Annotated in this window: 11 protein-coding genes and 2 pseudogenes; 8 read left to right on the top strand and 5 right to left on the bottom strand. The window is 67.8% G+C overall.

Translation table 11 applies throughout. The features are described 5' to 3' along the window. Positions 1 to 8 precede the first annotated feature (8 nt). Genes BMZ92_RS20555 through BMZ92_RS20545 form a run of 3 tightly spaced genes read left to right on the top strand, consistent with a single transcriptional unit; the run spans position 9 to position 3,216 of the window. Positions 9 to 1,241 (top strand): acyl-CoA dehydrogenase family protein, encoded by a 1,233-nt coding sequence (locus BMZ92_RS20555; protein WP_091510088.1) that lies wholly within the window; start codon positions 9 to 11, stop codon positions 1,239 to 1,241. Further along, the gene (locus BMZ92_RS20550) at positions 1,238 to 2,188 is read left to right on the top strand and encodes an acyl-CoA dehydrogenase family protein (RefSeq protein WP_091510086.1); all 951 of its coding nucleotides are present in this window, start codon (positions 1,238 to 1,240) and stop codon (positions 2,186 to 2,188) included. Before BMZ92_RS20555 ends, BMZ92_RS20550 begins: the two co-directional genes overlap by 4 nt. Continuing rightward, the gene (locus tag BMZ92_RS20545) at positions 2,185 to 3,216 is read left to right on the top strand and encodes an acyl-CoA dehydrogenase family protein (RefSeq protein WP_091510084.1); all 1,032 of its coding nucleotides are present in this window, start codon (positions 2,185 to 2,187) and stop codon (positions 3,214 to 3,216) included. The genes BMZ92_RS20550 and BMZ92_RS20545 overlap by 4 nt, the downstream gene beginning before the upstream one ends. A gap of 507 nt (positions 3,217 to 3,723) precedes the next feature. Here BMZ92_RS20545 and hsaB read toward each other — a convergent pair. From hsaB to BMZ92_RS20520, 5 genes are read right to left on the bottom strand one after another with little or no spacing between them, the layout of a single operon-like run. Continuing rightward, positions 3,724 to 4,263, bottom strand: a complete 540-nt coding sequence (gene hsaB, locus BMZ92_RS20540) for a 3-hydroxy-9,10-secoandrosta-1,3,5(10)-triene-9,17-dione monooxygenase reductase subunit (RefSeq protein WP_091510082.1) — start codon at positions 4,261 to 4,263, stop codon at positions 3,724 to 3,726. Then, complete coding sequence (hsaC, locus tag BMZ92_RS20535; RefSeq protein ID WP_091510079.1) at positions 4,260 to 5,159, bottom strand: iron-dependent extradiol dioxygenase HsaC; 900 nt, start codon at positions 5,157 to 5,159, stop codon at positions 4,260 to 4,262. Before hsaC ends, hsaB begins: the two co-directional genes overlap by 4 nt. After that, positions 5,159 to 6,007, bottom strand: a complete 849-nt coding sequence (gene hsaD, locus BMZ92_RS20530) for a 4,5:9,10-diseco-3-hydroxy-5,9,17-trioxoandrosta-1(10),2-diene-4-oate hydrolase (RefSeq protein WP_091510350.1) — start codon at positions 6,005 to 6,007, stop codon at positions 5,159 to 5,161. The genes hsaC and hsaD overlap by 1 nt, the downstream gene beginning before the upstream one ends. 2 nt (positions 6,008 to 6,009) lie before the next feature. Next, positions 6,010 to 7,185, bottom strand: a complete 1,176-nt coding sequence (gene hsaA, locus BMZ92_RS20525; protein ID WP_091510077.1) for a 3-hydroxy-9,10-secoandrosta-1,3,5(10)-triene-9,17-dione monooxygenase oxygenase subunit — start codon at positions 7,183 to 7,185, stop codon at positions 6,010 to 6,012. Positions 7,186 to 7,231: 46 nt separating this feature from the next. Further along, positions 7,232 to 8,824 carry an FAD-binding protein gene (locus BMZ92_RS20520; RefSeq protein WP_425425836.1) on the bottom strand — a complete coding sequence of 531 codons (1,593 nt, stop codon included), beginning with the start codon at positions 8,822 to 8,824 and terminating at the stop codon, positions 7,232 to 7,234. 112 nt (positions 8,825 to 8,936) lie between these two features. Between BMZ92_RS20520 and kstD the strand changes: the two genes are divergently transcribed. The 5 genes and pseudogenes from kstD to BMZ92_RS20495 all read left to right on the top strand — a co-directional run. Next, positions 8,937 to 10,712 (top strand): 3-oxosteroid 1-dehydrogenase, encoded by a 1,776-nt coding sequence (kstD, locus tag BMZ92_RS20515; protein ID WP_091510072.1) that lies wholly within the window; start codon positions 8,937 to 8,939, stop codon positions 10,710 to 10,712. Further along, the gene (locus BMZ92_RS20510) at positions 10,709 to 11,833 is read left to right on the top strand and encodes a 3-ketosteroid-9-alpha-monooxygenase, oxygenase component (protein WP_091510070.1); all 1,125 of its coding nucleotides are present in this window, start codon (positions 10,709 to 10,711) and stop codon (positions 11,831 to 11,833) included. Before kstD ends, BMZ92_RS20510 begins: the two co-directional genes overlap by 4 nt. Position 11,834: 1 nt before the next feature. Beyond that, positions 11,835 to 12,101, top strand: a complete 267-nt coding sequence (locus tag BMZ92_RS20505; protein ID WP_091510067.1) for a hypothetical protein — start codon at positions 11,835 to 11,837, stop codon at positions 12,099 to 12,101. Further along, positions 12,094 to 12,837 (top strand): annotated as a pseudogene (locus tag BMZ92_RS20500) (FAD-binding oxidoreductase); the annotation flags it as partial. The gene BMZ92_RS20505 and the pseudogene BMZ92_RS20500, both read left to right, overlap by 8 nt. 570 nt (positions 12,838 to 13,407) lie before the next feature. Then, positions 13,408 to 13,683: pseudogene (locus tag BMZ92_RS20495) on the top strand (2Fe-2S iron-sulfur cluster-binding protein); the annotation flags it as partial. Positions 13,684 to 13,689 lie beyond the last annotated feature (6 nt).

Genomic DNA, 13,689 nt, shown 5'->3' with positions numbered 1-13,689 from the left:
CACCCACCATGGACCTCGACCTCGACGAGCGCACCCTCGCCTTCCGGGAAGAAGCCCGCACCTGGCTCGCGGACAACGTGCCACGACAACAACTGGCCTCCTTCGACACCCGCGAGGGTTTTGAGCAACACCGGCAGTGGGAAGCCAAGCTCGCCGAAGCCCGGTGGTCTGTTGTCTCGTGGCCCCGTGAGTTCGGTGGGCGGGAGGCAAGCCTTCTGGAGTGGGTGCTGTTCGAGGAGGAGTACTACGCCGCCGGGGCCCCGAGCAGGGTCAGCCAGAATGGCATCTTCATGCTCGCTCCCACCCTCTTCTCGCACGGAACCCCTGAGCAGCAGGCCCGGATCCTCCCGCCCATGGCACGCGGCGAGGAGATCTGGGCGCAGGCGTGGTCGGAACCGGAAGCCGGCAGCGACATCGCTGCCCTGCGCAGCACCGCGGTGAGGACGGACGGCGGCTGGCTGCTGTCAGGGCAGAAAACCTGGAGTTCACGAGCGGCCTTCGCCGACCGGGCTTTCGGTCTCTTCCGCAGCGAGCCCGGCAGCGAAAGGCATCGAGGTCTCACGTACTTCATGTTCGACCTCCGCACTGACGGCGTCGAAGTCCGCCCCATCGCCCAGCTCGACGGCGAACCGGGGTTCGCCGAGATCTTCCTCGACGAGGTGTTCGTCCCCGACCGCGACGTGATCGGCGCCCCGGGCCAAGGCTGGCGAGTCGCGATGACGACGGCGAACAACGAGCGCGGCCTGTCACTGCGGAGCCCCGGCCGGTTTCTCGCGGCGGCCGATCGGCTGGTGAGGTTGTGGCGTCGGCACGGCGAACCAGAGGCCACCGCCGACCGTGTGGCGGACGCCTGGATCGGTGCTCGCGCCTACCAGCTCTACACGTTCGCCACCGTGACGCGGCTCGCCGAAGGTGGCGAGCTCGGCCCGGAGTCGAGCGTGAACAAGCTGTTCTGGTCCCATCTCGACGTGAACCTGCACGAGACGGCACTCGATGTGCTCGGCACCGCCGCTGAAGTGCGTGCCAGGTTCGTACCTCCTTCCTTGACGGAACCTGCGTTCTCGGCCAGTCATGTCGCCAGCGAATCCGGTCCCGCCGCCATCCGGGAAGAACCTCTCGACGGTCGTTGGCCTGACGGCTGGCTGTTCTCGCTCGCGGGCACGATTTACGGCGGGACCGACCAGATCCAGCGCAACACCATCGCCGAACGCCTGCTCGGCCTGCCCAGAGGTGACCGATGAAGTTCGTCCTGTCCCCCGAACAGCGACAGTTCGCAGCGAGTATGGATCACCTCCTGACGGGTATGGACACCTCGGCTGCCGCTCGGGCCTGGGCCACTGGTGAACACGGCCCCGGCCTCAAGATCTGGCAAAGGCTGACTGAGCTGGGCGTCACCGCCCTGTCCGTCCCCGAGCGCTACGGGGGTCTCGACGCCACGGCCGTCGACCTGGTGATCGCGTTCGAGCGACTCGGTTACCACGCAGTCCCGGGACCGTGGGTCGACACGATCGCCGTCCTGCCCGCCCTCCTCGACGACGAAGTTCTCGAAGGCATCGCCGCCGGTAAAACGCTCGCTTCCGTAGCCGCACCTCCTGAAGTCCCCTACGCCCTCGACGCCGACGTAGCGAACCTTCGCGTCTTCGTACAGGCCAACACCGTGCACGTGTTCGCACCGACAACCCCGCTTTCATCGGTTGATCCCACCCGTCGCCTGTTCTGCGCCGAACCGGGCGACCGGATCGGGACCGCTGACGACGCCGAACGTGCCTTCGACTTCGGCTCGCTGGCCACCGCGGCGCAATTGCTCGGAGCAGGTCAGTGGCTGCTGGACAGCAGCGTTACCTATGCCCTGCAGCGGCAACAGTACGGCCGTGAAATCGGCCGTTATCAAGCCATCAAACACCTCCTCGCTGATGTGGTGACGCAGTTGGAGCTGACTCGTCCCCTCGTGTACGGCGCCGCTGTCACCGCTGCCACGCCAGACAGACAACGCGATGTTTCCGCAGCGAAGGTCGCTGCGGGAGAGGCCGCACTTCTGGCCGCACGCACCGGACTCCAAGTCCATGGCGCGATTGGCTACACCGCCGAGCATCCCTTGAGCCTGCGCCTGACGAAAGTTCGAGCACTCGCCAGCGCCTGGGGCACCTCCCAGTTCCACCGCACTCGCCTGTTGAAGGCACTCCCGTGACCCTCACCGACGAGCAGGTCAGCCTGCAACGAACCGTACGAGCTGCGGTCGAACGGCACCCGGATCCGTGGCCGCCCTTGCGTGACCAGGTGGGCGTCGCCGGCTTGCTGATCCCGGAAGAGTACGGCGGTCTCGGCGCCGGCCTGCGCGAGCTGCAGATCGTGGCCGAGGAACTGGGACGAAGGCTCGTTCCGTCCCCGTTCCTCGGTTCGGCCGTGCTCGCCACCTCCGCCCTCCTCGAAGCAGGCGATGGCGAGGTGGCAGCCTGGCTGCTGTCGAGCCTCGCCGAAGGCTCGACAGCAGCACTGGCCTGGACGTCGGGTGATGGCGAATGGAACCCCAGCAAGGCCGCCTGCACCGCCTCGGGATCCGTCGTCGACGGGCGCGCCTGTTACGTCCTCGACGGAGATCTGGCGGACATTCTCCTCGTGATCGCTGAGGCTCCCGACGGGCTGGGTCTCTTCGAAGCGGACCTCCGGCAGGTTCGCCGCATCCCCTCGACACCGATGGACGAGACCCGCCGGCTCACCGAGATCCACTTCGGCAACACGCCCGCCGTGAGGATCGGTCACGGTGACTTCAGCACCGGCCTCCACCGGGTCCGGGACGTCGCCTGCGCTGTTCTCGCCGCCGAGCAAGCGGGCAGCGCCGCTCGAGCGTTGGAGCTCACCGTTGCCTACAGCAAGCAGCGTGAACAGTTCGGCCGGCCCATCGGAAGTTTCCAGGCGCTGAAGCACCGCATGGCCGATCTTCACGTGTTGGTCGAGACCGCCCGTTCAGCGGCCTTCGCGGTGTCCGAACCGGACGCCGACGTCTCACGTCTGGCCGCGGTCGCGAAAGCACACTGCTCCGAGTCACTCTCAACCGTCGCCGCGGAGATGATCCAGCTCCACGGCGGCATCGCCATCACCTGGGAACATGACGCCCACCGCTTTTTCAAGCGGGCACACGGCACGGCCCAGCTCTTCGGTCAACCACACCACCACCTTTCACGATTACTTCCTCGAACACCCGCCACCGCCGGTTGAGGCGGGAGTCAGGCGACGCCAGCTTGTTCATTCCTGCCAGGGCCAGCAGACCGGACAACGAACCCGGCCGGCAACGGGAGCGACGGGTACACACGCGGCACCGCACTCGGCCAGGCCGAAGACCCTTCCCCGCGCACGCAACCGGGAAGCGTTACACAGCCTCACCTTGTGCACGAGGTGCTACGAGAACACACCCGGCCAGCAGACCTCAGCCTGATCCAGATCGTTCGACAGGGGTTCCGCCGGCAGCTGCTCCGTGCAGCCGGCCACGCCGGACACGGTTGACCGGTCGCCGCCCGGCAGATCGCGGCCACATCGCGAGCAGGTCATAGTCCATCACCACGAGATCCTCCAGACATTTGCGCGGAAACTGTTCTGCACCAGAGGATCCAGGCTGTCACGGCAGCTGCGGCCTCCCCCAGGCAGGCGCCAGTTTAATCGAACACACGTTCCCGCACATCTACCTAAAGTGGGATTTCCCAGTGCGGTTTCTTCGGCTAGAGTTGGTCACAGCCAGTCGTCGGGGCCGGCCCACGCGAGCAGTCCGCCGAGATCTGCTCGCTCCGGTTCCGCGGTGGTGTACCGGCCACGGTAGAAGAGCAACGGGCGCCCACCGGAAGGCTCGCCGGTCGCGGTGACCGCACCGACCACAACGTAGTGGTCCCCCGCCTCGTGCACTACTTCCACTCTGCAGTCGATCCAGGTCAGCGCTCCGGCCAGAACTGGCGATCCCGACGGGGCAGGCGTCCACTCGACGGACGAGAACTTGTCGGCTCCGCGCGCACCGAACGCCGCGCTCACCTCGCTCTGCTCCTCGGCGAGGACGTTCACGGCGAACCACCCGGCTCGTCGTATGGCGGGCCAGGTACGTGACTGCTTGGCAGGGCAGAAAAGCACCAGGGGTGGTTCGAGCGATAACGCAGAGAACGACTGGCAGGCGAAGCCGGCGGGAGCGGTTCCGTCGTGGGTGGTGATCACGGTGACGCCCGTGCAGAAGTGCCCCAGCACGGTGCGGAACCGGGCAGGGCCGACTGTCTCGACGGTCACCTCATGCCCACGCTGAAGTCGTGGCCCCACAGGCTCACCGCGGTGCTCTCGCGGGCGACCCAGCGGGAGTCGTCGACCTGTCGTCCCTCACAACCGAATTCCACATCGAAACCACCGGGAGTCTTCATGTAGAACGACAGCATCAGATCATTGACGTGCCGACCGAGAGTTGCCGACATCGGTACGTTGCGGCGCTTCGCGCGATCCAGGCACAGCCCCACGTCGTCGGTGTTCTCCACCTCGACCATCAGATGCACGATGCCACTCGGCGTCGGCATCGGGAGGAACGCCAGACTGTGGTGCCGAGGGTTGCAGCCGAAGAACCGCAGCCAGGCGGGCGGTCCGTCGGCGGGACGGCCGACCATCTGCGGTGGCAGCCGCATGGAGTCGCGCAGCCGGAAGCCGAGCACATCACGGTAGAACCGCAGCGAGGCGTCATCGTCGTGAGTGGACAGGACGACGTGGCCCAGGCCCTGTTCTTCTGTGACGAACCGGTGGCCGTACGGGCTCACGACACGCCGGTGTTCGAGCGCGACGCCGTGGAACACCTCCAGGGTGTTGCCTGAGGGGTCGTCGAAGGTGATCAGTTCGGTGACCCTCCGGTCGGCCAGCTGCTCCGCGCTGCCTTCCTTGTAGGGCACGCCGTGCGACTCGAGGGCGGCACGGACCTCGTCGAGCTCGGGAGCGTTGGCGACCTCCCATCCAGCCTGTGCCAGGCGGTCTGTCTCGCCCGGCACGATCACCAGGCGGGCGGGGAAGTCGTCCATGCGGAGGTACAACGCCTCGGGGTTCGTCCCTTTCCCTTCGACCATGCCGAGCACCTTGAGCCCGTACTCCCGCCACTTGTCCATGTCCGTGGCTTCGATCCGGAGGTACCCCAACGACCTGATACCCATTACGCGCTCCCGAGAAAGTCGAGGGTGAGCCGGTTGAACTCGTCGAACTTCTCCAGCTGCGCCCAGTGGCCGCACTGACCGAACACGTGCAACTGCGCACGCGGGATCATCTTCAGGGCGACCAGGGCACCGTCGAGCGGGTTCACCCGGTCTTCGCGGCCCCAGATGAGCAGCACCCGCTGGCGGAGGCGATGTGCGTCGCGCCAGAGCATGCCCTGCTCGTAGCTGTCGGGGCGAACGAAGGACGCACCCATGGCGCGCATGGCGGCCAGTGACTCCGGTGTGCTGGCGGCGGTGAACCGTTCGTCGATGAGCTCTTCGGTGATCAGTGATTGATCGTGGACCATCACGCGCAGGAAGGCTTCGAGCTTCTCCTTGCTCGGGCCCGGCGGCGCGGCGAACCGGCCGAGGTTCTTGACCCCCTCGGTCGGGTCGGGCGCGAAGACGTTGACGCTCAGCCCGCCAGGCCCCATCAGGACGAGCCTGCCGGCCCGGTCCGGGTGATCGAGGGCGAGGCGGACCGCGGTACCGCCACCGAGCGAGTTCCCGACGAGGTGGGCCTTCTGGATGCCGAGGCGATCCAGCAGTCCGATCACGGCTTCGGCGCTGTGCGTGAAGTACTGAGGGTGCTCGGTCGGCTTGTCGGACCGGCCGAATCCGGGTTGGTCCACGGCGATCGTGCGGTAGGCCTTGGCGAACACCGGGATGTTGCGGCCGAAGTTGCTCCAGGCGGAAGCGCCCGGGCCTCCGCCGTGGAGCAGCACCACCGTTTCGGCGTGTTCCGCGCCGGCTTCGTGGTAGTGCAGGCGCAGGCCGTCGCGGACTTCGGCGTACTTACCCTCGCTCATGATCACACCATCGCGTTCTCGACGGGGAGGCCGAACTCACCGGTGCCGAACATCGTGTAAGCGCGTTCCGGATCGTTCGCGGCGTGCACGCGGCCGGCGTGGGCGTCACGCCAGAAGCGCTGAATCGGGGTGCCCATCTTCAGCGCGCGCCCGCCGGAGTTCTCGAAAAGCCGGTCGACGGCCGCGATGGCGCGCTCGGTGCCACGAACCTGGTCGCGCCGTACCCGCAGGCGGGTGGCGAAGGGCAGCTTCTCGCCACGACACGCGTGCTGGTACAGCTCGTCGATGTTCCGGGTCAGCTGGAGCCAGGCAGCGTCGATCTCGCTGGCTGCTTCGGCAATGCGCACCTTCGCGAACGGGTCCTCCTTGGACTGCTCGCCCACGTAGGATGCCCGGACGCGTTGCCGTTGGTGCTCGACGTGGGCGTCGTAAGCGCCCTGCGCCATGCCGATGATGGGCGCGGTGATGGTCGACGGGTGGACGGACCCGTACGGCAGGCGGTACAGCGGACCGGGATTGACCTCCTGGCCCGGGGTCTTGCACTGCGAGGTCAGCCGGAAACTCAGCACGCGGTGCTGCGGCACGAACACGTCCTCGACGAGGATGTCGTTGCTGCCGGTTCCCCGCAGTCCCACGGTGTCCCAGACATCGATGATCGTGTAGTCCGAGATCGGAAGGAGATACGTACAGAAATCGACAGGCTTGCCGCCGGAGAACGCGGGGGCACCCAACAGCACCCAGGTCGCGTGGTCGCAACCGGACGAGAAACTCCACCGTCCCGACAGCCGGTAGCCACCGTCGACGACGGTCGCCTTGCCCATGGGGGCGTATGAGGACGAGATGCGGGTGTCGACGTCCTCGCGCCACACGTCTTCCTGCGCCTGCGCGTCGAACAGGGCGACGTGCCACGGGTGCACACCGAGGATCGACGCGACCCACCCCGTCGAGCCGCAGGCGCTCGCGATCATCTTGACCGCCGTGTAGAAGGTCACCGGGTCGGCCTCGTAACCGCCGTACGTCTTCGGCTGCAGGAGTTTGAAGAAGCCCGTCTCCTGCAGGGACTTGATCGACTCGTCGGGAACGCGGCGGGCGTCCTCGGTCTCCTGGGCCCGCTCGCGCAGGACCGGCAGGAGCTCGGCGACTCCGGCGATCACTCGATGCGTGTCCTGCTCGCTCATCGGCGTTTGCCCCGTCCTCGTCAGACCTGCGCTTCCATGACCAAGACTAGAACACGTTCTCGTTTTTGTCATCACGGCCGCCCGCCGCGGCACCCGCACGCCGTCCCGAGAACACGCAATCCGCCAACGAAAGGCCGCTGACATAAGACCTGGAACAGATTCCCACCGCCGACCGTCCGGCGGCGTAGAGACCGGCGATGGGCGCCCCCGCCTCGTTCCACACCTGGCCGGTCCCCTCGTCCACTACCAGCCCACCGAGCGTGAGCATCGGACACGGAAAACCCAGGCTGGGTTTGATGGAGATGTCCAGCAACGAGAACGGAGGCGTGCGCAACGACTGGACGTACTCAGCAGGCTTGCCTGCCGGGTCCGCGGCCCCTGACGAAGCCGCCGCGTTGTACGCCTCGACCGTGGCCTCAAGGCCCGCCACATCGATCCCGGCGCGCTCCGCGACCTCCGCCAACGATGCGCCTGTCACGCGCCCCAACCTGAGCATGTACAGCACCTGGAGCCATTGGAACCACTGCGCTTCTCGCCGCGCCGCCCGCTTCGCCTCGGCGACGATTTCGTCGTCGACCAGCAGCCAGCCCTTCCCACCGTGTCGCGAGATCAACGCTTCACCCACAGCGGCGCCGTACCGGGATTCGTCGATCACCCGGCGCCCCGCCTCGTCCACGATGACGCCACGTACGAACACACTGGGCGGCGTGACGAACCGCCATGCCGTCACCCGGTCAAGCAGCGCGGTCTCGGCCCCCACGCCCGCACCGAGACGGATCGCGGTCCCGTCATCCGCGGACGTGCCCAAGGCCAAACCGCCGCGATAGGCCGGCGCGTGCTCCCGCACCAGGGCCCGATTGGCAATGAAGCCACCCGCGGCGAGCACGACTCCACGGGCGGCGTAAAGGGTTTCCTCGCGGGCATAGCGGCGTTCGAGGCGCTCGACTCGCCGATGCAACACCTTGCGCAAGGCCGGGATGTAGATCCCCGGCTTGGCGGAGTAACGCCCCAGTGCACGGTGCGCCCGGCGTATCCAGTACGGCGCGTTGCGCAGGGTCCGCACGCGCACGCCCGACACCGCCCCGGCCGCGTCCGTGAGCAGTTCGGTCGCCGTCGTCCCGTCCAGCACACGCACACCGCGTCGGCGTGCGGCTGCGGCGAGGCGTGCGAACAGGAGTTTTCCCGAGGTGCCACGCCCCTTGACCCGGTGGCCACGGGCAGCGGGCTTGGCGGCCTCGCGGAAGCCGCCGGCTGTCTCACTTCCCGAGTAGTACAGGTAGTAGTCGTCGTTCGGGTACGAGGTCTTGTACGGGCACAGGCTGCCCTCGAAGGGCACGCCGTTGCTCTCCAGCCAGGCGATCATGTCGGCGCTCCCCTGACAGAACCGCCGGAGCGTTTCGTCGGAAACGGCGTCACCGACCTCGAGCCGGAGGTAGTCGTACATGGCGTCGACGGAGTCGTCCACGCCCGCTGCCCGCTGATGCTCGGTGCCGCCGCCGGCGTAGACGACACCACCGCTCAACGCCGTGGCACCGCCTCCCGCGAAACGGTCCAGGACCAGCACCGAGGCCCCGCTGTCGGCAGCCTCGATCGCCGCGCACGCCCCGGCCGCACCGAAGCCGATCACGATCACGTCCACAGAAGCACTCACCCCGCCACCCTAGAACTGAAACACGTTCTCGTCTATCGTGACGACGGGAGCGGCGAACAGGCGGGTTCTCGACTGGAACGCGTTTCACTTCGGAGGTGACATGGCCGTCGAGCACGGCAACGGCGACCACGCGGAGTACGACGTCGTCGTGGTCGGCAGCGGGGCAGCCGGCATGACCGCCGCACTCGCCGCCGCTCACCAGGGACTCCAGGTCGTGGTGCTGGAGAAGGCAGGCAAGTTCGGCGGCTCCACCGCGCGGTCCGGCGGTGGGGTGTGGATTCCGAACAACGAGGTGCTGTGCGCTGCCGGACAGGCTGCGGGCGAGGACACACAGGCGAACGACGGCGGTTCCAGCCGGCTCCCCCGCGCACGCCTCCAGCAGCACCGGCACGGACTCGACGAGCCCGACACCCCTGACCAGGCGCGGACCTACCTCGAAGCCATCGTCGGGGACGTCGTCCCCGCGGAGCTACGCGAAACCTTCCTGGACCGGGGGCCGGAGGTGGTCGCGTTCGTGCAGCGGCGGACACCCCTGCGGTTCCAGTGGGTGCCCCACTACTCCGACTACCACCCGGAAGCACCGGGCGGGCGCGCTGCGGGCCGGTCCGTCGAGCCCGTGCCCTTCGACGGCCGCCTCCTCGGCGACGACCTCGCCGCCCTCGAACCCCCGTACAGCGCGGCGCCCCTCGGGGTCCCGATCACCCAGGCCGACTACCGGTGGCTGAGCCTCCTCGCGCGGCACCCCCGTGGCGCGCTCCGGCTGCTCACCCTCGCCGGCCGCTGGCTGACCGGCCGCTTGACCGGGCGCCGCCTGCTCAGCATGGGGCAAGCGCTTGCGGCGGGATTGCGCACCGGGTTGCGCGACGCCGGAGTCCCGGTCCGCCTCAATTCCCCGCTTGTCGACCTGGTTACCGAGGACGGCCGGGTCACGGGAGTGGTGACGACGGGCGGCGAAGTCCTCCACGCCAGGCTGGGCGTCGTCCTCGCGGCCGGCGGGTTCGAGCGCAACGAGGAAATGCGCACCAAGTACCAGCGCCAGCCGATCGGCACCGAATGGACCGTCGGCGCACGCGCCAACACCGGGGACGCCATCGTGGCCGGGCTGAAGCTCGGTGCCGCCGTGGACCTGATGGACGACGCGTGGTGGGGACCGACGATCCCGCTCACCGGCGGGCCGTGGTTCGCCCTTGCCGAGCGGTCCCGGCCCGGCTGCCTGATGGTCGACGCCCGCGGGGAACGGTTCGTCAACGAGTCGGCGCCGTACGTCGAGGCGGTGCACGCCATGTACGGCCCGGGCGACGGTCCTGGTGAGCACATCCCGACCTGGCTCGTGTTCGACCAGCGCTACCGCAACCGCTACATGTTCACCGGGCTCGGCCCGCGGCAACCGCTGCCCGGCCGGTGGTTCAAGGCCGGTGTCGCCGCGAAGGCGAGAACACTCCACGCGCTCGCGGAACGCATCGGGGTGCCGACGGATGCACTCGAACACACCGTCGCACGGTTCAACGGTTTCGCCCGCACCGGCATCGACGAGGACTTCGGGCGCGGGAACAGCGCCTACGACCACTACTACGGAGATCCCCGCAACAAGCCCAACCCCAGCCTCGGCCCGCTGGACAAGCCGCCGTTCTACGCGGTCAGGATCGTGCCCGGTGACCTGGGCACCAAGGGCGGGCTCCGCATCGACCCCCACGCCCGCGTGCTGCGGGAAGACGGGTCCGTGATCGAGGGGCTGTACGCGGCGGGCAACACCAGCGCGGCGGTCATGGGCCACACGTACGCGGGCCCCGGCGCGACGATCGGGCCCGCGATGGTCTTCGGCTACCTTGCGGCCGCGCACCTGGCCGCCCAGAATCGCACTGGAGGTCGACGATGACTGAAGTCCGCACCATCGACGCCGGGGCTCCGCCGGAGCGCTTCGCCCGGGGCTGGCACTGCCTGGGCCTCGCCGACTCGTTCAAGGACGGGAAGCCGCACGCCATCTCCGCCTTCGGCACCAAGCTAGTCGTGTTCCAGAGCGAGGACGGCAAGCTCAACGTCCTGGACGGGTACTGCCGCCACATGGGGGGTGATCTCACGCAAGGCACCGTCAAGGGCAACGAGATCGCCTGCCCGTTCCACGACTGGCGCTGGGCCGGCAACGGCAAGTGCGTCTCCATCCCTTACGCCAAAAGGGTTCCGCTGCGCGCTCGCACGCGTTCCTGGCTCACACTCGAGGAGAACAAGCAGCTGTTCGTCTGGCACGACCCACAGGGCAACCCGCCGCCGGAGAACGTCGTCATCCCCCGGATCGACGGGATCTTCAGTGGCGAGTGGAGCAACTGGACGTGGGACTCCGTGCTCATCGAAGGCTCCAACTGCCGCGAGATCGTGGACAACATGGTCGACATGGCGCACTTCTTCTACATCCACTACGCCTTCCCGACCTACTTCAAGAACGTCTTCGAAGGCCACATCGCGACGCAGTACCTGAACACCAAGGGGCGCCCGGACGTCGGCATGGCGTCCAACTACGGCGGGGAGGAGAACCTGCTCCGCTCGGAGGCCTCGTACTTCGGACCGTCCTACATGATCAACAAACTGGTCAACACGTTCAAGGGGTTCGAGATCGAGAACGTGCTCATCAATTGCCACTATCCGGTGACGCCGAACTCCTTTGTCCTCCAATGGGGTGTCAGCGTGAAGAAGCTGCCCGGCGTTTCAGACGAACAGGCGGACAAAATCGCCGGGAAGTTCGCCAAGAGCATAGGCGTGGGCTTCCTGCAGGACGTCGAGATATGGAAGAATAAGACACGGATCGACAACCCGTTGCTCTGCGAGGAGGACGGGCCCGTGTACCAGTTGCGCCGCTGGTACGAACAGTTCTATGTGGACATCGAGGAGGTCACCGAGGACATGACGCGCCGCTTCGAGTTCGAAGTGGACACGACGAAAGCGAACGAGGTCTGGGCACGGGAGGTCGCCGAGAACCTGGCCCGGCAGCAGGCGGGAGTCTGACGTGACCACCGCCGAGCGCACCGAGTTCCTCACCGCCGGACTGCGGCCGCACACCTGCTCACACTGCGGCACCTGCGTGCTGGTGAAGAAGAACAGCTGGAAGCACACGAGCATCCAGTGGACGACCGACGCGGCCGGAAGTTGCCCCGTGTTCGCCGAGCACGTGGCGGCGGGCGAGAGCACGGCTCTGCTGGACACGTGCGAGAAGCTCACCGTGAGCGTCGCGGAATCGGTGCGCCAGGGGGAATTCGGGGTTCTGGATGCCTGAGGTCCACACGCTCACTGTGGCCGAGGTGATCGTCGAAACCCCGGACGCGCGGTCGGTGGTCTTCGAGCTGACGCCTGAACAAGCTGAGGCTTTCCGGTATCGGCCCGGCCAGTTCCTCACGTTGCGCGTGGGCGAGGCGGCGCGGTGCTACTCGCTGTCGAGCGCGCCGCACGAGGGGACGCGGCTCAAGGTCACGGTGAAGCGCACCGAGGGCGGCTACGGCTCCAACTGGATCTGCGCCAACGTGCGGCCTGGCGCGGCTGTCGACGTGCTCGCCCCTGCGGGTGTGTTCACGCCGAAGGATTTCGACGAGAACCTGCTGCTGTTCGCCGGTGGCAGCGGGATCACGCCGGTGATGTCGATCCTGAAGACGGCGTTGCGGCAGGGCACGGGCCGCGTCACCCTGGTCTACGCCAATCGTGACGAGCAGTCGGTGATCTTCGCCGGGGAGCTCGCCGCACTGGCACGGGAGTTTCCGGACCGGTTCGTGGTGCTGCACTGGCTCGAGTCGGTGCAGGGCTTGCCGAACGTCGAGCAGCTGCGCGCTCTGGCGAGGCCGTTCGCCGAGTTCGAAGCGTTCCTGTGTGGCCCGGCGCCGTTCATGGCCGCGGCCAAACAGGCGTTGACGGATCTCGGCGTGCCCAGGAAGCGCATTCACCTGGAAAGGTTCGTGTCGCTGGGTGGCAATCCGTTCGCGGTTGAGCGAGGTGCTCCCGCCGGCCGGGCAAAGGAGCCCGGTACGGCGAGAGAGGCCGGAGCAGCTACCGCGGCCGAAGACAGGGAGCAGCTGGGTGCGGCAACCGCGGCCGAAAACACGGAACAGCTCCGAGCGGCCACCACAGCCGACAACACCGAACAGCCCGGGGCTGCCCCCGTAGCCGGGAGCACGAAGCAGCCCGAAGCGGCCACCATAGCCGAGGGCACGGAGCAGTTCGGGACGGCGGCCGTAGCCGAGAGCACCGAGCAGCCCGGAGCAGCCAGCGCAGCCGCCGGCACTGAGCAGCCCGGGACGGCCGCCGTAGCCGAGAGCACGGAGTCCGGGACGACGACCGTAGCCGAGACCGCTGAGCAGCTCGGAGTAATCAGCGAAGCCAACCAAACCAGGCGGCCCGGAGCGACCACTGGGGCTGGCCAGACCGAGCAATTCCAAACCACCCTGGCCAAGGACACGCAGCGGCCCGCGGCGATCCCGGCGAAGGACGGGGAGCAACCCGACACGGCCGCTCTCGCCGGCGAAGCGCCGCCGGCCGGGGCGGGTGCGCCCGTTGCCGGACAGAGCGGCGCCGAACCGGCGTCTCCCAGCGACGGGGCGACCAGGCTGCGGGTGGACCTCGACGGGGTGCGGCACGAGTACGCCTGGCCGCGGCAGCGAAAGTTGCTCGACTTCCTGCTGGACCAAGGGCTCGACGCGCCCTACTCGTGCCGCGAGGGGCAGTGCAGTGCCTGCGCCTGCCGCCTCGTCGCCGGGGAGGTCAAGATGCTCAACAACGAGGTCCTCGACTCCGACGACATCGCCGACGGCATCGTCCTCGCCTGCCAGTCGGTGCCGCTGACCGACGAGGTGTCGGTCACCTACGAGTAGGAGTGC

It is taken from the genome of Amycolatopsis sacchari (genome assembly GCF_900114035.1).
Taxonomy (GTDB): domain Bacteria; phylum Actinomycetota; class Actinomycetes; order Mycobacteriales; family Pseudonocardiaceae; genus Amycolatopsis_E; species Amycolatopsis_E sacchari.
This window is presented reverse-complemented; position numbering and strand designations above follow the sequence as displayed.

Excerpts from the sequence above, each read along its gene's own strand:
- BMZ92_RS20555 (WP_091510088.1), top strand. The coding sequence starts at position 9 with ATGGACCTCGACCTCGACGAGCGCACCCTCGCCTTCCGGGAAGAAGCC.
- BMZ92_RS20550 (WP_091510086.1), top strand. The coding sequence starts at position 1,238 with ATGAAGTTCGTCCTGTCCCCCGAACAGCGACAGTTCGCAGCGAGTATG.
- hsaC (WP_091510079.1), bottom strand. The coding sequence starts at position 5,159 with ATGGGTATCAGGTCGTTGGGGTACCTCCGGATCGAAGCCACGGACATG.
- hsaD (WP_091510350.1), bottom strand. The coding sequence starts at position 6,007 with ATGAGCGAGGGTAAGTACGCCGAAGTCCGCGACGGCCTGCGCCTGCAC.
- hsaA (WP_091510077.1), bottom strand. The coding sequence starts at position 7,185 with ATGAGCGAGCAGGACACGCATCGAGTGATCGCCGGAGTCGCCGAGCTC.
- kstD (WP_091510072.1), top strand. The coding sequence starts at position 8,937 with ATGGCCGTCGAGCACGGCAACGGCGACCACGCGGAGTACGACGTCGTC.
- BMZ92_RS20510 (WP_091510070.1), top strand. The coding sequence starts at position 10,709 with ATGACTGAAGTCCGCACCATCGACGCCGGGGCTCCGCCGGAGCGCTTC.